Here is a 19,619-nt window from a genome sequence, read left to right as displayed (position 1 = left end):
GCCTGCGCACCACAGGAGTCCTACCGCGAAGCGGTGTGCCGCCTCGTGGACGGGGCGGCAGCACTGCGCTTCGGTGGGGTTGTGGCACGGCTGGATGTCTATCCCCACGGAGCGGCCGCGCATCGCAAGCGCCTGTTCACGGCGCACGCTGAACGTTCCTGCTCCGCATCGTGGTTGTGGATGCCATGGCGTCAGGCCGTCCTGAGGCTGCCCTCGCTCGGCACTTCGGAGCTTGTGGAATTTGTGGAGGGCTACCTCGAAGGCTGGATCCCGGACGGATGGATCACACTTACTTCAGATCTCCGGCGCTGACGCCTCGCTACCGCCCGACCGTTGAGGTTGTAGCAAGGAGGCTTCGGTACAGCAGGAACATCCATCGGCGCGAGGGAATGATGCTTGCGTGCGAGGGCTCCCGGTCGAGCCGCCCTCATGATGGGGTGGGCTGTCGCCTCGTGGTGCGTTCAGCGGAGTGCGCTTGTTCCGCTTTGACGGACACCATCGGTGTGGTGTTCAGGCCGCGAGAGCGGCCTCGTAGTCGGCGGGACTGACGTAGCCGAGGCTGCTGTGGAGACGGTGCAAGTTGTACCAGCTTTCGATGAAGTCGAAGATCGCTGTGCGGGCTGTGGCCTTCTTCGCCACCATCAAACGCGAATTGCTCGACACCACCGCCTGGCCCAGCCGGGCGGCGCAGCCTACCGATCGACCGGAAGCGTACGTGCGGCCCCAGGCCCCGAACCTGACCTTTCCCCGTCCTGCCGGTCACGTGATCCTTTGGGATTCGCCTCGTGTCCCGTGGCGTGAGGAGCGCTGAGCAAATGGCGGGGATCGGCAGCCCGGACGATCGCGGATTCCACCGCGGCCACCCGGTCGGCGAGCAGGCCGAGGGCGGCCACGGCCCGCGTGAGGGGGTCCTCCTCGGGGCCGCCCAGCGCCTGTCGGCGTGCATAGGGGGACTTGATCTCGGCCCAGCGGGCGGCCTGCTTATCGGTCAGGGTGGAGCGCAGTTCGGCGAGCTTGAGGAGGTTGGCCTCGGCGCCCGCAGTGAGGGTCTGGGCCTCGCCCTTGTAGTGGTCGTCGATGACGGCTGCGAGTTCCGAGGCGTTCATGACGGGCACGATGCGCTGGGCAATCTTGTTCAGGTTGCGGTACGAGCCCTGGAGCTGGAAAGGCGGTTCGGTGCGAGTGGCGTCGGACTGGGCGGCGGAGGCCATGTACGCCCCGTTGACCGCGAGGACCGTCTCGCGGGCGGTGAGCAGATGCCGCAGTACGGCGAGGATCCGGTCGAGCTCGGCGGGTGCGTACGGGTGCGCGAGCAGGTCGCGGCGGACAGTGGGGTCTTCGGCCGCCAGACGGACGAGCACGTCGAGGTCGGCGCGGTCCCGTCCGGCGAGAGGAGCGAGGACCGGGTTGGAGGTGAGGGCGTTCTCGATGAAGCTCAACGCGAAGACGTCCTCCTTCCCGGTCAGGACGTCGCCGAGGTTCCAGACATCGGCGCGGTTGGCGAGCATGTCTGGGATGCGGAAGCGCTGCCCGGACTCGGTGTAGGGGTTGCCGGCCATGCAGACCGCAAAGCGCTTGCCGCGCAGGTCGTGGCCGCCCAGGGTGCGGGTGGCGTCGCACAGCGGGATGAACTTCTGCAGCAGCTCCGGTGAGGTGTGCTGGATGTCGTCCAGGTACAGCAGGACGTTGTTGCCTGCCGCCAGCGCGAAGTTGATCTTCTCGACCTCCTGGCGGGCTGTGGCGTCCGGCGCCTCCGCCGGATCCAGGGAGGTGGTGGTGCGGCCGAGGGCCGGTCCGTCGACCTTCACCAGAAGCAGGCCGAGGCGGTCGGCGACGTACTCCATGAGCGTCGTCTTGCCGTAGCCGGGCGGCGAGACGAGCAGCAGCAGACCGCTGCTGTCGGTCCGCTTGCCGTTTCCGGCCGCTCCGAGCTGCTTGGCGAGGTTGTCACCGATGAGGGGCAGGTACACCTCGTCGACGAGCCGGTTGCGTACGAACGAGGACATGACGCGGGGGCGGTATTCGTCGAGGCGCAACCGGGTGCGCTCGGCGGCGACGAGCGTGGCGCGCAGTTTCTGGTACGCGCGGAAGCCCGGGGCGACCCGGTCGGCGAAGTCGGCGGTCCGGTGGAGGAATTCGTCGAGTCGGAGCTGCAGGGTGCGGTGGGTGATCCGCGGGTGCGTGCCGAGCAGGCCGCCGACGGCAGCCGTCATGGGTGCGTCCACGTCGTGGCGTGGCAGGGCGGGAGTTACCTCGAGCGCGACGGCCTCGGCGAGGTCGCCGGGGTCGATGTTCTCGCCGCAGCTGGCCGCGTACGAGAGGAGCCAGCCTTCGACGAGCCGGTGCGCGCCGGCGGCGTCCTGGGCCGCAAGGTGGGCGCGTACGTCCTCGTCGTACGGGGACGAGCCGACAGCCCGGCGGAACTTGTCGAGCAGGGTACGGGCCGCTGCGCTCGTGGCGAAGGACTCTCCGGAGGACAGCTCCTCAAGCAGGTACTCGGCCGCGATGCCCTGCCCGTACGGCTGTGTGCCCGGCATGCGGGATGCGAACGCGGCCATCGCGCCGCCCAGTTCGGCCCCCAGTGCGTCGAGTGCCGGGGCGCTGCCGAACATCTCACGCGCCCGGATCAACGAGATCGCCTGACGGGTCCACGTCTCCCGTGTTGACGGTGTCGTCCCGTGCGCCCAGAACAGCTGGGCCGCTGCCCTGGCGGCAGCCGGGTAGCGCAGCAGTCCGGCATCCTCGCGCAGCCTCAGCACAACGCTGAGGATTGCCGTCGCGTCATCGTCGTGGACGCCGCGCTCGTATCCCTCGTCGTACGCCGCTTCCGCGGCCTGCCGTACGACGGCGGGCAGGTCGCCTCCCGACAGTGCTTCGGCGCCGTGCTCGGCCAGCATCCTGGCTGCGAGGTACTCCGCCCGATAGACCTCGGGCGACTCGGACGGCAGCGGCTGCCTCCAGTAAGGACGGGTGTCTGTGAACTCGGGGTCGGTGACGGCAGAGCGGTAGTCGGTGCCGGTCAGCGCGAACGCCAGGCCGTCCCCGTGCGGGACGAGGGTGAGTTCCGGCGCCTGTGTCGTGACGGCGAAGCGGTGCCGGCCCAGCCGGATCGTTCCGCCGCCGTCCGCGAACAGCTCGGTACGGTCGCGCAGTGCCCGTCCCGCCTCCTGGCGAGCGGCCTTCAGCCTGCCGTCCAGCTCCTCCGCCCGCGCCTGGTCGCCGAGTGTGCGCAGCTCCTCCGCGGTGTGGCGGACCTTGGCCACCATCGGGTCCGAGGTGAAGTACGTGTTGACCGCGTCGAGGCTGTCCACGGTGGACGCACGGCGCACGATCGCGTCCAGGACCCGAAGGGCGGAGTCCGCGAGCCGTTCCGCACGCCGGGCGCGGGCGTCCTGAAGCGTCTGCTTGCGCGCCGAGAACGCCTCATAGACCTCGGCTCGCTTCTGAGCGATGTCGGTGAGGAAGTCGTCGTGGTCGGCGAAGCGCGACTCCAGGTTCTCCAGCTGGAGCAGCAACCGGGCCAGCTGTGCGTCGCAGCTCTCGGGGGAGTCGGCAGCGGCCAGTGCGCCGGTCACCGACTGCCCGAGCAGTGCGAATTCGGCCGAGAACTCGGCGCGGCCCTCCCGGTCGAGGAGTTCCCGGCGGCGGCCGTGCAGGGTTGCGCGGGCGCGGTTGGCACCGCCGAGGACCTCGGCGATTCGCTCCAGGATCGAGGTGCGCACGGTCGCGTCACCGATATTCAGGCCCGCGACGACCTCGGTGAGCGTCTGCAGTCCGAGGGCCCGCTCTTCCAGGCGTTCCGCGACCGGCCCCGCCTCGGCGACGGTGGCGATCGTCTCGGCGTCGGCGGTGAGCTGCTCGACCTCCGTGTGATAGCCGGCGAAGGCGTCTTCGCGCCGGAGGAAGGCCACCGCTCGCTGTGCGGCGGAGGCGATGTCCGCCTCGACGTCGTGCGCGAGCGCCTCGATGCGCTCGGTGTCCGCGTAGCGCATCTCCTTGAGGGTCATCAGGTGCCCCTGGGACGCGCGCAGTTCGGTGATGCGAGCGATCCACTCTTCCGCGGAGGCGGGTGCCTCGCCGCGGATGCGCCGGACCAGTCTGCCGATCTGCGCGGCTGACTCATCGAGCGCGTCGGCCGCCTGGCGGGTCAGCGTCTGTACGGTCTCGAACTCGTCCAGGACCTGCCCTGCGGTGGCCCGCACGTCGTCCAGCAAAGAGCGCAGATCCCCGGCGTCCGCGTCGCCCAGCCAGTGGTACTGGTCGGCGGCGCGGGTACAGACCGCGACGAGAGCCTCGTACAACTCGCCAGGCGGGGTGGTTTCGGTGGCCTGGCGGGCGATGGCCAGGCAGTCGGAGATGCCACGGACCAGGTCGGCGTTGCCGATACGGGCGAGCGGCCCGGAGCCGACGGGCGTGGCGGCCGCGTGGGTGTCGCAGACGTACGGGCTCCGCCAGAGCTGCACCAGGTGTATGCGGGCCGGCTCGTCGGAGTCGGGGGCACGCAGGACGGCGAGTGTGCCGTCGTCGAAGAGGTCGTAACCGCGGCAGGAAAGCGGGCTGGCGACCTCCTTGCGGATCAGGTTGTAGGGCAGCAGCAGGCTGCGGCCCTCGTCCCTGGAGTGGAAGGCGTACAACACGTCCTCGCCGTTCGGGGAGCGCACAGCGCGCTCGAACTCCCAGTCCGCAGCCGTCTGCGCATCGAAGGTCTTCACCGCGCCGGTGGCCAGGCAGTAGCCACCGGGGAAAACGATGCCCTGGTCGTCGGGCAGCCGGCGGCAGGCCCGCCCGATGCCGTCTAGGCGCACCACGGACTTCGTGAGGGCGTTGAACACCAGATGGCGCGGGTTGTCCTCCTTGTAGGGGCGGACGCGCAGCAGGATCAGAGTGCCCACGCGGGCGTACGCGACCTCCGCGTCGGCGAGCGACTGCAGCGGCTCGTCGACCCCCTCGCTGTATATACCCTCGCCCGACTCCGTGTCGTTCTCGCTCTTCACTGTGAGGGTGCCGCCGACCGTCGCGACGAAGAGTTCTGCGCCGATGGAGATGTGCGGGTGCCGGCCGAGCACGTGGTCGTCGCGGGCGGTTTCCACCCATGTGACGTCGTGCGAGGGCAGGGAGGAGTGGTCGCGCTCCCCGCGGGCATCCATGAAACGTGCCTCTCCGGCCGGAGTCAGCGCCCAGCGCAGGACGCGTATGTCCTCGGCCTTCTCACCGGTGCGGAACACGGCCAGAAGCCTGTCCTCGACGCGACGCAGCCTGGTCAGACGCGCGCCCTGGTAGTAGCGGCACAGGGCGGCGAATTCCTGTACGAAGTCCGCGTCGTCCAGAAGGCCGGGAGCGGCGTCTTCCGCCAGCCGGTTCAGGTCACGGTCGTAGAGCGTGAAGACGTCGCCGACCGATGTCCGGGGCGTCAGCGCGGCCAAGGCGCTGCACCCGAAGAGCAGTTTGTCGCCGACGACGACGATGTCGCGCGGCAGACAGGCTGTCTCGGTGCTGATGCGCTCGGTGCCGGTCAGAGCAAGCTCGGTGGAACCGAACTCCGCGATACGGGCCGAGTTGAGGGCTTCGGCGCGCCGGGCCAGCTCAATGGCCTGCGCAGCGAGCCGGTCGCGCAGCACCTCGTACGTACCGGCGTCCATGCCACCCGCCGTCGGCACCGTTGTCGCCGTCGCCATGGGAAAACCTTTCCTGGTTCTCAAGAGTGGGCCTGTGGCCGCCGACCCCCGTTCGGCGGCCACAGGCCCGGTCGGTGCCCGCGCTCAGGCCCTGACGGACCCGTTGAGCGCGGTGAGCGGGGTGTCGGCGAGGCCGAGCTCGCCTGCCTTGTCGAGAAGCTGGTTCAGTTGGGCTGCGGGCGCGACACCGGTGTGCATCAGGTTCAGGAGCAGCGCGGAGACGGTCAGATTCTGCACATCACCTGTGGAGACGGAGCCCAGCACCTTCGTCAGGTCGTCGGTGAAAGACGCGGATCCGTCCAGCCACGGCTTCGCGAGAGCCTGAGCAGTCTGGGAGTGCTCGACGAACCCGTCGATGCTCTTTCCCAGGGAGATGGACTGCACAAGCCGGTCGAAGAAGACGGACTCGCCGCCGACGATGTTGATGTCGGCGTTCTCGAGACCGGTGGCGAGGACCGTGGCCTGTGCCTCGGCGACCTGCCGTTGCACGTCAAGTCCCGCCAGGCGGATGTCCTTCTCCGCCTCCAGGCGCAGTCGGTACTCCTCGTGCCCGCGCGAGGCGTCGTCGAGTGCGGCCATGGCCGCAGCCTTCTCGGTCAGGCCTTCTGCCTCGGCCTTGAGCTTGTCCCCGATCGCCGCTGCCCCTGCCGCGCCCTTCGCCCGTACTCCTTCGGCCTCGGCCAGCAGTCGGGCCTGCGCAGCTCCGGCCTCCGCACGGCCGGTCTTCTCAATAGCGTCGGCTTCCTTCTCCCGTACCTGCACGGCGGCGAGGCCCTCGGCCGCGGCCTCCGCCTGGATGCCCTCGGCGAGCCGGATCTTGGCGCGGGCGTCCATGTCGGCGGCCTTGCCACGGGCCTCGGCGAGCGTGAGCTCCTCCGCCGCCCGGTGCACAGCGGCCTGCTCGGCCGCCTCGGCCGCCTTGATGTCCTTGACCAGCTTTTCCTGCGCCTCGGCCTCCGCCGCGATGACGATGGCCTGGCGGTTGCGCTCGGCCTCCTCGACGGTACGCAGCTTCTTGATCGACTCCTCCTGCTCGGCGACCGTACGGTCCACCGCCACCCGCTCCCGGATGACCTCCGCGATGTCGCGCCGCTCAGCCTCGACCTCCTTCTCGGCGGAAATACGGGTCAGTTCGGTCTCCCGCTCCCGGGCGATGACCTCCAGCAGCCGGTCCTTCTCGATGCGCTCGTTCTCCACGGCGATGACGCGCTCGCGGTTCTTCGCGGCGACGGCGACCTCGCGGCCCTGGTTCTCCCGCTGCACGCCGAGCTGCTCCTCGGTCTTGAGGAAGGCGCTCTGTGCCCGCAGCCGCTCCTCCTCGACCACCCGCGCGGTCTCCGCCTCCTCACGGGCCCGCACCGTCTCGATCTCGCGCTTCTGCTTGATCTCGGCGTCCGCCTGGCGGCGCTCCAGCTCCAGGATCGCCTCACGGGCGTCCACGTTCTGCCGGGTGAGCTCCTTCTCCTCATGGCGCTGGAACTCATTGGTGCGCACGTGCTCGACAGCGGTCAGCTCGGTGATCTTCCGGATGCCCTGGGCGTCGAGGATGTTGCTGGCGTCCAGCTGCGCGAGCGGTGTCTGCTCCAGGTAGTCGATCGCGGCGTCCTCGAGGCTGTAGCCGTTCAGGTCGGTGCCGATGACCTGGATGATGCGGTCCCGGAACTCATCGCGCTTGGTGTAGAGATCGGTGAAGTCGAGCTGCTTGCCGACCGTCTTCAGCGCCTCGCTGAACTTCGCGTTGAAGAGCTCCTGGAGGGTCGCCTGGTCGCTCGCCCGGGCGGTGCCGATGGCCTGGGCGACCTTGATGACGTCCTCGACGGTCTTGTTGACCCGTACGAAGAACGAGATCCGGATGTCGGCGCGGATGTTGTCCTGGCAGATGAGCCCGTCGCGACCGGTCCGGGAGATGTCGATGGTCTTCACCGAGATATCCATGACTTCGGCCTTGTGCAGCACGGGCAGCACGACCTGTCCGGTGAAGGTGACGTCGACCTTCCGCATCTTCGACACGATCAGCGCCTTGCCCTGCTCCACCTTCCGGAACAGTCGGCTGATGACGAAGAGCATGGCGATGGCTATGAGCAGGACAACGGCGACGAGCAAGCCGATGCCCATGGTGATGGCATCCATGAGAAGTCCTCGGGTGAGAGGTGGAGAAAGAGCGAAGGCTCAGGCGGCGGTGCAGGGGTCGAGCGCCGTGTCGTAGGGCGCGACCCAGAAGAACTCGCCGGCGTCGTCGTAGGCGTACAGGAGCCCTGTGCTGCCCAGGGGCAGTGCATCTGTGCCGGTCTGGCGGACCTGTACGACAGCTGTGGAGCCGTCCCGCGCGACGACCTCCGCCTGGCCGAAGTCCGCGTCCACCCGCCCCGTGCGGATGGTGCAGGTCAGCCCCACGAAGTCCTGCCGGGACGGCCCGGGTTCATCGGGGAACAGCTTCGCCAGCGGTCGCACGAGCAGCCGCGTCATGCGCCACGCGAAGATCAGGGAGGCGACGAGCAAAGCCGCGCCGAGCAGATGGAACAGGGCACCGGACATGCCCGTACGGGCGAGAAGTACGGAGCCGGTAAAGCTTGCGAACCACGCCAGGGCGATCACCAGCGAGACCGACACAGCGACAGGCACTCCGCCGAGGCTCAGCGCGTCGGTGTCCACATCAGCGTCGAAGCTGTCGGAGTCGGCGGCGCCGAGCAGCACAAGCAGCCAGAAGCCGATCACGACCACGAGCGCCGAGGTGAACAACACCGTGGGGAACCCGGCAGCAGCCTCAACGAACTCAGCCACCGGTCATCCCCTTCATGCGCGGACCACGAGTCACATCCGCCGGACCATGGAGCTGGGTGCTCCTTTCCGGCTTCCGGCAGAAGATCTGTCCCTCCGCCCGGCTCAGCACATCCTGACAGCGCTGTAGCCCTGTTCGCATTGCCGTACACCGGCAATCTTTATGGCTCCTTGATGCCGGTAACCAACCCTCGGAGCGTGCATGCCACCCTTGACCTCTGCGCGCCAGGAAGTCGTCATCAGCGCGTCAGGAAACGGGGAGGAACCATGGCGGAGCAAGGGATACCCGAGGAGTATCTGGAGGGGTATGCCCAGGTCCTGGCCGCTGCCTGTGCCACTGGCCGGAAATTGACCCGCGATGAACTGGAATCGCTCCGGACCAGGGGGGAGCGGGCCGCAGAGGCAGGCATGGGGCTGCGTGCTCTGGTCCGAGCCCACCTCTGTGCCGCCCAGACCGTGCAGCCAGAGCTGCCCCGTTCCGCTGCCGACCATCTGCTCGCCGCTGTCGAGCAGTCTGTGGACGCCTTCGCCGAGGGCCATGAGCGCGCCCAGCGACTGGCTGTGCGTCAGGAGGAGGCGGCCCGCCGCGAGTTCATCGACGACCTGCTCTACGGGCGCAGCGACCTCGGCCGCCTCGCCGAGCGCGCCGAACGCTTCGGACTGCTTCTCTCCCATGCCCACGCCGTCGCTGTGGCGCAAGGTGCAGAGCAGTACGACGACGGCTTTCCCGTCACCCGGCGGATCGAGTCGTCCCTCGTCGCCCGCTTCGGAAACCGCCGCATCCTGCTCACCACGAAGGACGGCCGGCTGATCTGCATCGCGCCCGGTGACCAGCCCGATGTACTGAGCTTCTTCGCCAAGCAGGCCTACGCGGGAACGGACGGCGGCCGGGTGGCCATCGGCCGCCCCCATCCAGGCGCCGGCGGCGTCGTCCACTCCTACGAGGAGGCACTGAACGCCCTCGACCTGGCCGCACGCATGGACCTCGAAGGCCCCGTGCTGCATGCCGCCGACCTCCTGGTCTATCCAGTGCTCACCCGGGACCGGCAAGCCATGTCCGACCTCGTGCGGAGCGTTCTCGGCCCGCTCCAACAGGCACGCGGCGGCGCCCAGCCGCTGATCGACACGCTCACCGCATACTTCGACACCGGCTGCGTGGCCGCCGAGGCAGCCCGGCGTCTCTCCCTGAGCGTCCGGGCCATGACCTATCGGCTCGACCGCATACACAAGCTGACAGGAGCCGATCCCGGCGACCCCGTCCACCGCTACACCCTCCAGACAGCGGTCATCGGCGCCCGGCTGCTGGACTGGCCCAACAAGGATCTCTGAGCGCTCAGGCCGTCCGCATGCCCGGCGGGGGACTGAGCCCAGTGCACCTCTGGGCGCAGCGAGTTGCCAACCACTGAGGCGTGGCCTGCGCGGGACCGGGCGGGCTGCCGTGCATGCTGGGCACGCATACGCCACGTTCTGGGAGACGCGTATGAAATGGCTGGTCTCATTGGTCGGAGCAGCACTCCTCATGGTCGCGCTGCGGGACGTGTTCCACACTCTGTGGCACCCCACCCGTCACGGAGGGCTGAGCCGGCACGTCATGGCGGCGCTGTGGAGACTGTCCCAGCGCCTCACTCTTCGCAGACGGGCGGCAGGGCTGGCCGGTCCGCTCGCCATGGTGACAGTGGTGGCGATGTGGGCGGGCACTGTCGTCGTGGGATGGGCACTGATCTACTGGCCGCACCTGCCGGACGCTTTCTCGTTCGCTGCGGGCCTGAAGCCGGCCGAGCACGGCGGGCCGGTGGATTCGCTGTACATCTCGCTGGTCACCGTGGCGGCGCTCGGGCTCGGCGACATCACCCCGACCGAGCCGTGGCTGCGTATCGTCGCGCCCCTGGAGGCCCTCGTCGGCTTCGCTCTGCTCACGGCCACGGTCTCCTGGGTGCTGGAAATCTATCCCGGCGCTCGCCCGCAGATGCACACTGGCTCTGCGGCTGTCCCAGTTGCAGCGGAACGATCCCTCGCCGCCGCAGCTCGACTCCCCTCTGGGAGCGGTCGTCCTGGACAACCTCGCCGGGGAAGTGGCGCGCATCTCGGTGGACTTCCTCCAGTTCGCCGAGTCCTACTACTTCCACGAAGGCGAGGATCACACCTCACTGGCCGCCAGGGTCCGCTACGCCGCCCACCTCGCCGACCGTGCCGGCAACGCGCACCACGCCGAGGTGCGGTTCGCCGCCGCCCTGCTCACCACCGCACTGACGGACCTTTCCACCATCCTCGACCAGCGTTTTCTCCACACCGGTGGCACACCACACGACATCTACCAGGCCTACGCGGAAGATCACGGCAGAGCTCAGCTCTGAACTGCGAACCGACAGCGGCGCCCCCGCCTGGAACAGATCCATGGGGAAGGTCCGGCCGGTCACGGCTGAGTCGTGCCGCCGTGGCCGCCCGACGCGCGGAGGAGCTCGTGCAGCAGGTGTGCCGCTGTGATCACGCCGAGCAGGTGGGTGCCGCCTTTCGTCTTCTCGGCCACGGCCACCAGCGGGCTGCGGAGCCGTGCCATGAGCGCCGCCACCTCCAGCGCGGTGTCGTCGGGATCCGCGATGGGCGGCGGGGACATGGTGCTGGTGAGGCAGTCGCCGACACTGCGTCCGGCCAGGGCCTGGCACAGGCGGTCGGCGTGCTTCTCGTCGACGACGGCGGCCAGAGTCGGGTCCTCGATCACGTACTCGGGTACCAGGACTTTGACCATCTGGGAGGCGGGCAGGATCGCCTTGGGTTCGCCGTGTTCGTCCAGCACGAGGAGCCCGGGGAGCCGGTGCTCGGCCATCAGCCGGGCCGCATCCAGTGCGTCGCTGTCGACGCTCACCGATTCGTAGTCAACTGCCAGGTCTCGTGCGCGCACGGCCGGCTCCTCGTCTGCTCGTCATGTCCCTGTTCCCAGCGTCGGTCATTGCCGGGCTCCCGGCGATGACCTTGACGCGACGCATACGCGCGCGTGCCCACCGGCCCTGTTCATTCCCGGCCGTCCCCGCATCGGTCCGTGAGCCGGTCGACGATGAACGCGGTCAGGACCCCGCCCAGCAGCGCCCATATGGCATGACCCGGACCCAGTCCACTGACGGCCACCGCTGTGCCGAGGGCACCCGCCATCACCGCCCTTCTGTTCGTCAGGAATCGCCACTGCTGTCGAGCGGTGCCCGGCCGACGCAACTCGGCCAACGCGGTGCGGATGACGAGCGCGGCCGCGGCGATGCTGCAGGCGAGGGCCGCCTGTGTCCATGTGGTCATCGGTCAGGCCAGGGCGAAGTAGCGCAGCCAGACGTACCCCGCCGAGATCGCCACGGTGACGGCGGTGACGACGAGTCCGTACTTGGTGAACTGCCAGAAGGAGATGGGGGTGCGGTTGCGTTCGGCGATGCCGAGGACGACGACGTTGGCGCTGGCGCCGATGGCGGTGGCGTTGCCGCCGAGGTCCGCGCCGATGGCCAGGGCCCACCACATGACGTGGTTCGTGTCGCCGCCCATCGCCTCGACCAGGTCGCTCGTGATGGGCGCCATGGTGGCGACGTACGGGATGTTGTCGATGATGCCGGACAGCACGGCGGAGGCACTGAGCAGCAGCATGGAGCCGCCCAGTTCGTTGTCGCCGATGGCGTCGGCGAGGGCCTTGGACACCTCGCCGATGACGCCGGTCTCGATCAGGCCGCCGATCATGATGAACAGCCCGGCGAAGAAGGCGAGGGTGGGCCACTCGACCTCGGCCAGCACCTCACCGGTTTCCGCGGTGGACAGGGCGATGAGCAGGCCGGCGCCCAGCAGCGCGACGACGCTGGGCTCGTAGTGGAGCACCGGGTGCAGGACGAATCCGGCGACGACCAGGGTGAGCACGATCAGGCCCTGGACCAGGAGCCGGGGGTCGCGGATGGCTTCGCGCTCCTCCAGGTCCATCACCTCTGCCGCGCGGTCCTCGTCGTAGACGAAGGACTTGCGGAACAGGAAGCGGCACAGCGCGATCAGGACCACGATCAGCAGAGCGGACAGCGGGGCGAGGTGGACGAGGAAGTCGTTGAAGGTGAGGCCGGCTCGGCTGGCGATGATGATGTTCGGCGGGTCGCCGACGAGGGTCGCCATGCCGCCGATGTTGGAGGCCAGGACCTCGGCGATCAGGAACGGGGCGACGGGCAGGGCGAGCCGTTCGCACACCAGTAGGGTGACCGGGGCGACGAGCAGCACGGTGGTGACGTTGTCGAGCAGCGCCGAGGCCACCGCGGTGATGACGACCAGCATGGTCATTACCCGGAAGGGCCTGGCCCTGGCTCTCTTCACGGACCAGATGGCCAGGTACTCGAACATGCCGGTCTTCTTCAGCACGCCGACGATCATCATCATGCCCATCAGCAGGAAGATGACGTTCCAGTCGATGCCGCTGTGCACGGAGTAGAAGGCGGACTCGTCGTCGGTCGCCCCGATCGCCAGCATCAGCCCGGCGCCCCCGAGGGCGGCCGCCACGCGGTGGATCTTCTCGCTGATGATCAGGGCGTACGTGCCGGCGAAGACGACGATCGCGGCCCAGCTCTGCCAGTCGTTCACGATCCTCCGATGAGTCGTTCCAACGGGCGGGCGGCCGTGATGGCACCCACCAGCCGGACCTGGTCCCCGTCGCGTTCGATGACGGCGACCAGTGGGGTGTCGGTCCGGGCCATGAGAGCGTGCCGCTGATCGGAGTCGACCACGAGCAGCGTGGGCAGCTTGTGCTCGACGAGCAGCCGGGCTGCGTCCACGGCGTTGTCGTCCGTCGAGACGGAGGGGTAGGGCTCCGTGAGGTCAGGCGCGAGCATGGCCGGTCTCCTCGCTGTGGCGAACTTCCGCTGCGTCGTTGTCGGCGGGGATGCCCGTCAGGTCCTCGACGTGGAAGAGGCGGGCGATGGGCACGTCCGTGCTGCTGTGGGCGATGATCGAGGCCGCGATGCAGACCGCGATCAGGGTGTACGCCTCCTGGCCGTGCGGGATGCCGGACTGCAGCACCAGCAGGCCGTACACCACCGATGCGAAGCCCTTCGGCCCGAACCACGCCGCGACCAGCTTCTCCCGTCGGTCGAACCGCGTTCCGATGAGCGAGATCAGCAGCGATGCCGGGCGGATGAGCACGATCGCCAGGACCACGGCGACGTACCCGCCGAGGGAGAGGTCGCCGAACAGCTGCGGGGTCAGCAGCGCGCCGAAGACCAGCAGGGCCGCGAACTTGGCCAGCTCGGCCAGTGCCTCACCGAGCGTCTCGAACGCCGCCTTCGCCTCCGGGGACGCCGCGGTGAGAACGGCACCGGCGGAGAAGGCCGCGAGGTAGGAGTTGGTGTGGGTGAGGTGGCACAGCCCATACAGGATGATCCCGGTGGCCAGCGGCAACAACGACTGCAGCTTCGGCTCCGCGCCGAGCAGCCGGAACCGCACAAGGCCCGTGACGAGCAGCGGCAGCACGATGCCAAGGGCGAGGCCGCCTCCCAGCTCCAGGGCGATCTTCCCGAGCGACGCGTGCGCGGGGCCCGCCGTGGGGCCGGCCGCGGCGATGAGGATCAGGACGACCGGCAGGGCGAGGCCGTCGTTGATGCCGCTCTCCACATTCAGCAACTGCCGCAGCTTGGCCGGGACTTCCTTGCGGCCGACGATCGCGGAGGCGAACACCGGGTCGGTGGGCGCGAGCACCGCACCGACCAGGAACGACGTCGTCCAGTCCAGACCCACCACATAGTGCGTGATCAGGGCCATGCCGACAAACGCCAGCGGCATGCCCAGGCCCAGAGCCCGCGCCGGGTTCTTCCAATTGGCCCGCAACTTCGGGAAAGAGACGTGCATGCCGTCCGTGAACAGCACCGCGAACAGGGCGAGATCCGCGGTGACCGCGACGATCTCGCTGTCCGGCGTGATGTGAATCAGGCCAAGAAAGCCGTCACTGACCAGCGCCCCGCCGACGAGGAAGAGGAACGACGTGGACAGGACGGTACGGGCGGCAAGCCCGGAGAGCAGCACCGCGATGAGCAGTGCGACTCCGAAAACGGCAACGAGCACCATGAGGGTGTCCCCTGATCGGCAAAGAGAGCTCTCTCGAATTCGCCGACCAGGCTTCCCGGCACACCACGCTGGACTTTACACGTCCCATACGCGACATTGACAGGTCTCCCATGCGCGCACGCGGCGCCGCCACGTTGCCGGATCCCGGCAAAGTTCTGTGCTCCTCCGTCGCGTGGTTGTCAGGCACGACCGTCCCGCCAAGTCGAGCGCACGACGGATGACCCAGCGCGCTCGGCATCGCGGCGGTTGAAACGCTCGCACAGGGTCGCCCCGAGAACGAGTCCGTTTCCGCCAAAGACGGCCACAGGGACCAGGACCATCCGCAAGAAGTCCGCATCCTCGGAGCGCATTCCGGACATGGCCGTGACGGGCGGGATCAGCAAGGCCACATACAGGACCAGGATCGCGATCCCCTTCACCTTGAGTCCGCCAGGTGTGGACTGCCGCCGCATCCACTGCGGCACCCGCCCGGACAGGAACAGCGCAGCCAGGGGCAGCACGATCGCCGACCAGACAGTTATCCACAGCCAATGGAACATTTCCCCTCCAGGGCCGAGTTGGGGACGCGAGCGGTCCGGCCACGCCGATGCAGAGATAGTGCCACCGCCCCCAGCAACCAATCAGTGCCCTGATACGGCAACCCCGCGCTGTCTTGCCTGCCGATGGCAGATCCTGTTCTTACCTGCTCTTCCTGCACATGGGCCCCCTGCCGAAGAAACATCCCCGTGCCCAGTTGGCACGCGGCTGGGTTTACGCCGAATCCCAGGTGGCGGGGGTAGGGTGACGGCCCGCGGAGCCTTGACGGGGTGTCAATGCAAGGGCCCGGGCGGACGGTATGCAGCGTGGTGGAAAGGCGACAGGTGACGGTAGGCACGATGGGGGTGCGGCAGTCGCTGTTCACCACGCACCCGGCCCGTACGGTCGTGCTGGCCTTCGCCACCGTGATCCTGGGCGGGACCGGGCTGCTGTCGCTGCCCATTGCGTCCGAGCAGGGGAGCGCGACGGGCTTTGTCACCGCGCTGTTCACCTCCACATCGGCGGTGTGCGTCACCGGTCTCGTCGTGGTTGACACGGGAACGTATTGGAGCGGGTTCGGCGAGGGCGTGATCCTGGCGCTGATCCAGGTCGGCGGGTTCGGCATCATTGCCCTGGCGCCCTGCTGGCGCTGCTGATCTCCGGCAAGCTGCGCCTGCGGATGCAGCTCACCGCGCAGGCGGAGACCAAGAGCCTGGGCATCGGTGACGTACGGCGGGTACTGCTCGGTGTCGCGGCGACCACCCTTGCTGTGGAGCTGGCGGTGGGGGCGATTCTCGCGCTGCGCTTCCGGTTCGGTTACGCCAATTCCATCGGTGACGCGGTGTACCGCGGGTTCTTTCATGCGGTCTCGGCGTTCAACAACGCCGGGTTCGCACTGTACGCCGACAGCCTGACCCGCTACGCGCAGGACGCCTGGATGACGCTGCCCATCTCGGTGGCGGTCATCCTGGGCGGTATCGGCTTTCCGGTGCTGCTGGAACTGCTGCGCCACCGGCGTCGGCGGCGTACGACCGGACGGCGCAGGTGGTCGCTGCACGCCAAGCTGACCCTGGTCACCACCGCTGCTCTCCTGCTGGCGGGCACGGTGCTCACCTGTCTTCTCGAGTGGGACAACCCCGGGACTCTCGGGCCTCTTGACGGGGACGAGAAGCTGTTGAACGGGTTTTTCTACTCCGCGATGAGCCGTACGGCCGGGTTCAACGCCGTCGACATCGGTGCGCTGGACGCATCGACGCTGCTGATGACCTGCATGCTGATGTTCGTCGGCGGCGGCAGCGCGGGTACCGCCGGCGGCATCAAGGTGACGACGTTCGCGGTGCTGGCTGCGGCCATACTCGCCGAGGTACGCGGCGAGCCCACCTCCAGCATCCTGGGCCGGCGCCGCGCACCCCACGTCCTGCGGCAGGCGCTGACGGTGGCACTGCTGGGCGTGGGGCTGGTCGTCGCTGCCACACTCGAGTAGCTGACCGTTACGAACTCCTCGTTCGAGGCTGTGCTCTTCGAGGCAGTGTCCGCGTTCGGAACCGTCGGCCTGTCCACGGGGATCACCCCCGACTTCACGGACTCCGGACGGCTGATACTGATCCTGCTGATGTTCGTCGGCCGGCTCGGGCCGGTCACCCTGGTCTCGGCCCTCGCCCTTCGCGAGCGGACCCGCCGCTACCAGCTACCCGAGGAGCGACCTGTCATTGGGTAACTACCTGCGCAATCTGCGCCATCGCCGCCGTAAGCGGCTCGCGGACCAGTACGCCCAGCCCGGCCACGACCAACGCGTCGCAGTGATCGGCCTCGGCCGGTTCGGCAGCTCACTGGCCCACGAGCTGACCCGGCGCGGCTGGGACGTCCTGGGCATCGACACCAACGCCCACCTGGTGCAACAGCACAGCGACACCCTCACCCATGCCGCAGTCGCGGACTGCACCGACCCCGAGGTGCTGCGCCAACTCGGCGTACACGAGTTCTCCCGCGCGGTCGTCGGGATCGGCACCGATATAGAGGCGAGCATACTGATCAGCTCCAACCTGTTGGAGGCCGGTGTTCCCAACATCTGGGCCAAGGCCATCAGCCGCCAGCACGGGCAGATCCTGGAACGGCTCGGCGTGCACCACGTCGTGCTGCCCGAGCACGAGATGGGTGAGCGCGTCGCGCATCTCGTCACCGGCCGCATGCTCGACTTCATCGAGTTCGACGACGACTACGCCCTCGTCAAGACCGTCGTCCCCGACATCGCCACCGGCGTCCCGCTTGGCCAGAGCCGGGTGCGCAGCAAGTACGGCATCACCGTGGTCGGCATCAAGCGACCGGGCCAGGACTTCACCCACGCGACGGCCGAGACCGTGGTCGAAAGGGGCGACGTCGTCATCGTCACCGGCAAGACCCAGGCGGTGGAGGCGTTCGCCGAGCTCAGCTGAGACGTACCTCGTCACGAGGCCGGAAGGGCGGGCCAGGGGTGGCCTGTCGGCTCTGCGAGGGTCAGCCGCCGCCTTCGGCTGTTCCGCGACGGTGCCAGGATGCGGCCGCGCGGGCGAGACAACTCGGCAAACGGCCAGGCTCGAGGCGAGGGCGAACACCGCCAGGAGCCCGTCGGCCGCCCACGCCTCCACGTCCAGGTCCAGGTGCAGGGCGCGGGGCCGACGGTGAACGAGCGCAGGGCTTCAGAGTGGGACAGAGGCGAGTTCGCCCACGCCTGCGCCACCACAGCGGCGCCGATCAACAGCGAACCACTCACCACGTCAGAACGCGCACTGATCCGCGAATCAGCAGACATGAAGGAACGCCTGCCGCATACGCGGGAGATCCCCGCCTGTGGGGCGGGGTCCCGCGGTTCTGGGAGGGGCGGATAGGTCAGTGATTGGCGGTGAGTTCGCCGGTGAGTTTGCCGTGGAGGTCGGCGCTCGGGTTGTTCAGACCGGTGATCTCAACCGTCTTGCCACATTGGGCGTACTTGGTCTCGATGGCATCCAGGGCGGCGACGGAAGAGGCATCCCAGATGTGGGCGGCCGAGAGGTCGATGACGACTCTCTTCGGGTCGGTGGCGTAGCTGAACTGGCCGACGAGGTCGTTGGTGGAGGCGAAGAACAGCTCGCCGGTGACCCGGTAGACCACTGTGGCGTTGTCGGGGTCGGTGACTGCGGTGACCTCAGCCAGGTGGGCGACGCGCTTGGCGAAGATGACCATGGCGGTGACGGAGCCGACGATGACGCCGACGGCGAGGTTGTGGGTGGCGACCACACAGGCGACGGTGATCACCATGACGGTGATCTCCCCCGCGGGCATCCGCTTGAGGGTCTTCGGGGCGACGGAGTGCCAGTCGAAGGTCGCGAACGACACCGTGATCATGACGGCGACCAGGGCGGCCATGGGGATGTCGGAGACGACCGGGCCGAAGACGATGCACAGCACCATCAGGAACGCACCCGCCAGGAAGGTCGAGAGACGGGTCCGGGCGCCGGACACCTTCACGTTGATCATCGTCTGGCCGATCATGGCGCAGCCGCCCATGCCGCCGAAGAAGCCGGTGATGATGTTGGCGATGCCCTGGCCGATGGACTCGCGGGTCTTGTTGGAGTGGGTGTCGGTGATGTCGTCGACCAGCTTCGCGGTCATCAGCGACTCCATCAGGCCGACCAGCGCCATCGCGAACGCGTACGGGGCGATCGTCGCCAGCGTGTCCATCGTGAACGGCACGTCCGGCAGCCCCGGCACCGGCAGGGCCGAGGGCAGGTCGCCCTTGTCGCCGACGGTCGGGACCGCGACGGCCGCGCCGACGGTGATGACAGTCAGGATCACGATGGAGACCAGCGGCCCCGGGATCACCGTGGTGATCTTCGGGAAGAAGACCATCAGCGCCAGACCGGCCGTGATCAGCGGGTACACGGCCCACGGCACGTCGGTCATTTCAGGAACCTGCGCCATGAAGATCAGGACCGCGAGGGAGTTGACGAAGCCGACCATCACCGAACGCGGGATGAACCGCATCAGCTTCGCCACCCCCAGCGCGCCCAGCACAACCTGGAAGACACCGGCCAGGATGACGGCCGCGATCAGGTAGCCGAGACCATGCTCACGATTGAGCGGTGCGATGACGAGAGCGATGGCGCCGGTCGCGGCGGAGATCATCGCCCGCCGGCCGCCGACGATGGAGATGACGACGGCCATGGTGAAGGAGGCGAACAGCCCGATCGCGGGGTCGACACCGGCGATGATCGAGAACGAGATCGCCTCGGGGATCAGCGCCAAGGCGACGACCAGGCCCGCCAGGATCTCGGTACGCCAAACCTTCGGATCGGACAGCCAGTCCGGCTTCAGGCCGCGCAGGCGCGCGGCCGGGGACACAGTGGTATCAGCAGAAGACAAGGGAACAGAAACCTGTCGTGCTCGGGCAGACCCCATTCGGCAGGCCGGGGCGTGCGGGAGGACGCGGGGAGCCGGGCCGGCTCCCTGCGGCGGCCCCGTGAGCGCGGAGCCGGAAGACCGAGGCGGGACGGAGCAGGCCGACGCGGCCCGACTCACATCCGGGGGCGAAGCGTCACGGCGGGCAGGCGGGCGGCGCCGGGCGTCATGGGG

General features: G+C 68.5%; 14 protein-coding genes and 3 pseudogenes. 6 read left to right on the top strand and 11 right to left on the bottom strand.

Features of this window, described 5'->3' with window-relative positions; genetic code table 11:
- Nucleotides 1–510: 510 nt before the first annotated feature.
- The 4 genes and pseudogenes from OG966_RS17415 to OG966_RS17400 form a co-directional block, all read right to left on the bottom strand.
- Nucleotides 511–630, bottom strand: a pseudogene (locus OG966_RS17415) (IS3 family transposase); the annotation flags it as partial.
- 62 nt (nucleotides 631–692) lie between these two features.
- Nucleotides 693–5,675, bottom strand: coding sequence for a DNA repair ATPase (locus OG966_RS17410; protein ID WP_326650593.1), 4,983 nt, complete (start codon nucleotides 5,673–5,675; stop codon nucleotides 693–695).
- 84 nt (nucleotides 5,676–5,759) lie between these two features.
- Nucleotides 5,760–7,805 (bottom strand): SPFH domain-containing protein, encoded by a 2,046-nt coding sequence (locus OG966_RS17405; RefSeq protein WP_326650591.1) that lies wholly within the window; start codon nucleotides 7,803–7,805, stop codon nucleotides 5,760–5,762.
- 39 nt (nucleotides 7,806–7,844) lie between these two features.
- On the bottom strand, nucleotides 7,845–8,456 hold the full coding sequence (locus OG966_RS17400; RefSeq protein ID WP_326650589.1) for a hypothetical protein: 612 nt from the start codon (nucleotides 8,454–8,456) through the stop codon (nucleotides 7,845–7,847).
- A gap of 264 nt (nucleotides 8,457–8,720) precedes the next feature.
- Here OG966_RS17400 and OG966_RS17395 point away from each other — a divergent pair, with 264 nt between their 5' ends.
- The 3 genes and pseudogenes from OG966_RS17395 to OG966_RS17385 all read left to right on the top strand — a co-directional run bounded on the left by OG966_RS17395 (nucleotide 8,721) and on the right by OG966_RS17385 (nucleotide 10,807).
- Entirely contained in the window at nucleotides 8,721–9,782 is a 1,062-nt protein-coding gene (locus tag OG966_RS17395; RefSeq protein ID WP_326650588.1) for a PucR family transcriptional regulator, read from the top strand.
- A 151-nt stretch (nucleotides 9,783–9,933) separates the two neighbouring features.
- A pseudogene (locus OG966_RS17390) lies at nucleotides 9,934–10,329 on the top strand (two pore domain potassium channel family protein); the annotation flags it as partial.
- A 118-nt stretch (nucleotides 10,330–10,447) separates the two neighbouring features.
- Entirely contained in the window at nucleotides 10,448–10,807 is a 360-nt protein-coding gene (locus OG966_RS17385) for a hypothetical protein (RefSeq protein ID WP_326650587.1), read from the top strand.
- Nucleotides 10,808–10,866: 59 nt separating this feature from the next.
- Here the strand turns inward: OG966_RS17385 and OG966_RS17380 are convergent, their stop codons facing one another.
- From OG966_RS17380 to OG966_RS17355, 6 genes are all read right to left on the bottom strand, one after another.
- Nucleotides 10,867–11,352 (bottom strand): CBS domain-containing protein, encoded by a 486-nt coding sequence (locus OG966_RS17380; RefSeq protein ID WP_326650586.1) that lies wholly within the window; start codon nucleotides 11,350–11,352, stop codon nucleotides 10,867–10,869.
- A gap of 110 nt (nucleotides 11,353–11,462) precedes the next feature.
- A complete protein-coding gene (locus OG966_RS17375) occupies nucleotides 11,463–11,738 on the bottom strand; it encodes a hypothetical protein (protein ID WP_326650585.1) in 276 nt (91 codons plus the stop codon).
- Between the two features lie 3 nt (nucleotides 11,739–11,741).
- Nucleotides 11,742–13,040, bottom strand: a complete 1,299-nt coding sequence (locus OG966_RS17370; protein WP_326650584.1) for an ArsB/NhaD family transporter — start codon at nucleotides 13,038–13,040, stop codon at nucleotides 11,742–11,744.
- Nucleotides 13,037–13,288, bottom strand: a complete 252-nt coding sequence (locus OG966_RS17365) for a CBS domain-containing protein (protein WP_326650583.1) — start codon at nucleotides 13,286–13,288, stop codon at nucleotides 13,037–13,039. The genes OG966_RS17370 and OG966_RS17365 overlap by 4 nt, the downstream gene beginning before the upstream one ends.
- Complete coding sequence (locus tag OG966_RS17360) at nucleotides 13,275–14,516, bottom strand: cation:proton antiporter (RefSeq protein WP_326650582.1); 1,242 nt, start codon at nucleotides 14,514–14,516, stop codon at nucleotides 13,275–13,277. The genes OG966_RS17365 and OG966_RS17360 overlap by 14 nt, the downstream gene beginning before the upstream one ends.
- Before the next feature lie 179 nt (nucleotides 14,517–14,695).
- Nucleotides 14,696–15,055, bottom strand: a complete 360-nt coding sequence (locus OG966_RS17355; protein ID WP_326650581.1) for a hypothetical protein — start codon at nucleotides 15,053–15,055, stop codon at nucleotides 14,696–14,698.
- Between the two features lie 303 nt (nucleotides 15,056–15,358).
- Here OG966_RS17355 and OG966_RS17350 point away from each other — a divergent pair, with 303 nt between their 5' ends.
- The 3 genes and pseudogenes from OG966_RS17350 to OG966_RS17340 all read left to right on the top strand — a co-directional run bounded on the left by OG966_RS17350 (nucleotide 15,359) and on the right by OG966_RS17340 (nucleotide 17,464).
- Nucleotides 15,359–15,688, top strand: a complete 330-nt coding sequence (locus OG966_RS17350; protein ID WP_326650580.1) for a hypothetical protein — start codon at nucleotides 15,359–15,361, stop codon at nucleotides 15,686–15,688.
- A 23-nt stretch (nucleotides 15,689–15,711) separates the two neighbouring features.
- Nucleotides 15,712–16,749 (top strand): annotated as a pseudogene (locus tag OG966_RS17345) (TrkH family potassium uptake protein).
- On the top strand, nucleotides 16,742–17,464 hold the full coding sequence (locus OG966_RS17340) for a potassium channel family protein (protein WP_326650579.1): 723 nt from the start codon (nucleotides 16,742–16,744) through the stop codon (nucleotides 17,462–17,464). The pseudogene OG966_RS17345 and the gene OG966_RS17340 overlap by 8 nt, the downstream one beginning before the upstream one ends.
- 433 nt (nucleotides 17,465–17,897) lie before the next feature.
- Here the strand turns inward: OG966_RS17340 and OG966_RS17335 are convergent, their stop codons facing one another.
- Complete coding sequence (locus OG966_RS17335) at nucleotides 17,898–19,388, bottom strand: SulP family inorganic anion transporter (RefSeq protein WP_326655256.1); 1,491 nt, start codon at nucleotides 19,386–19,388, stop codon at nucleotides 17,898–17,900.
- Nucleotides 19,389–19,619: the final 231 nt, after the last annotated feature.

The sequence above is a fragment of the Streptomyces sp. NBC_01750 genome (assembly GCF_035918095.1).
Taxonomy (GTDB): domain Bacteria; phylum Actinomycetota; class Actinomycetes; order Streptomycetales; family Streptomycetaceae; genus Streptomyces.
The sequence above is the reverse complement of the archived record's forward strand: the minus strand, read 5'-3'. Positions and strand labels throughout refer to the sequence as shown.

Excerpts from the sequence above, each read along its gene's own strand:
- OG966_RS17360 (WP_326650582.1), bottom strand. The coding sequence starts at position 14,516 with ATGGTGCTCGTTGCCGTTTTCGGAGTCGCACTGCTCATCGCGGTGCTG.
- OG966_RS17410 (WP_326650593.1), bottom strand. The coding sequence starts at position 5,675 with ATGGCGACGGCGACAACGGTGCCGACGGCGGGTGGCATGGACGCCGGT.
- OG966_RS17395 (WP_326650588.1), top strand. The coding sequence starts at position 8,721 with ATGGCGGAGCAAGGGATACCCGAGGAGTATCTGGAGGGGTATGCCCAG.
- OG966_RS17355 (WP_326650581.1), bottom strand. The coding sequence starts at position 15,055 with ATGTTCCATTGGCTGTGGATAACTGTCTGGTCGGCGATCGTGCTGCCC.
- OG966_RS17375 (WP_326650585.1), bottom strand. The coding sequence starts at position 11,738 with ATGACCACATGGACACAGGCGGCCCTCGCCTGCAGCATCGCCGCGGCC.
- OG966_RS17405 (WP_326650591.1), bottom strand. The coding sequence starts at position 7,805 with ATGGATGCCATCACCATGGGCATCGGCTTGCTCGTCGCCGTTGTCCTG.
- OG966_RS17365 (WP_326650583.1), bottom strand. The coding sequence starts at position 13,288 with ATGCTCGCGCCTGACCTCACGGAGCCCTACCCCTCCGTCTCGACGGAC.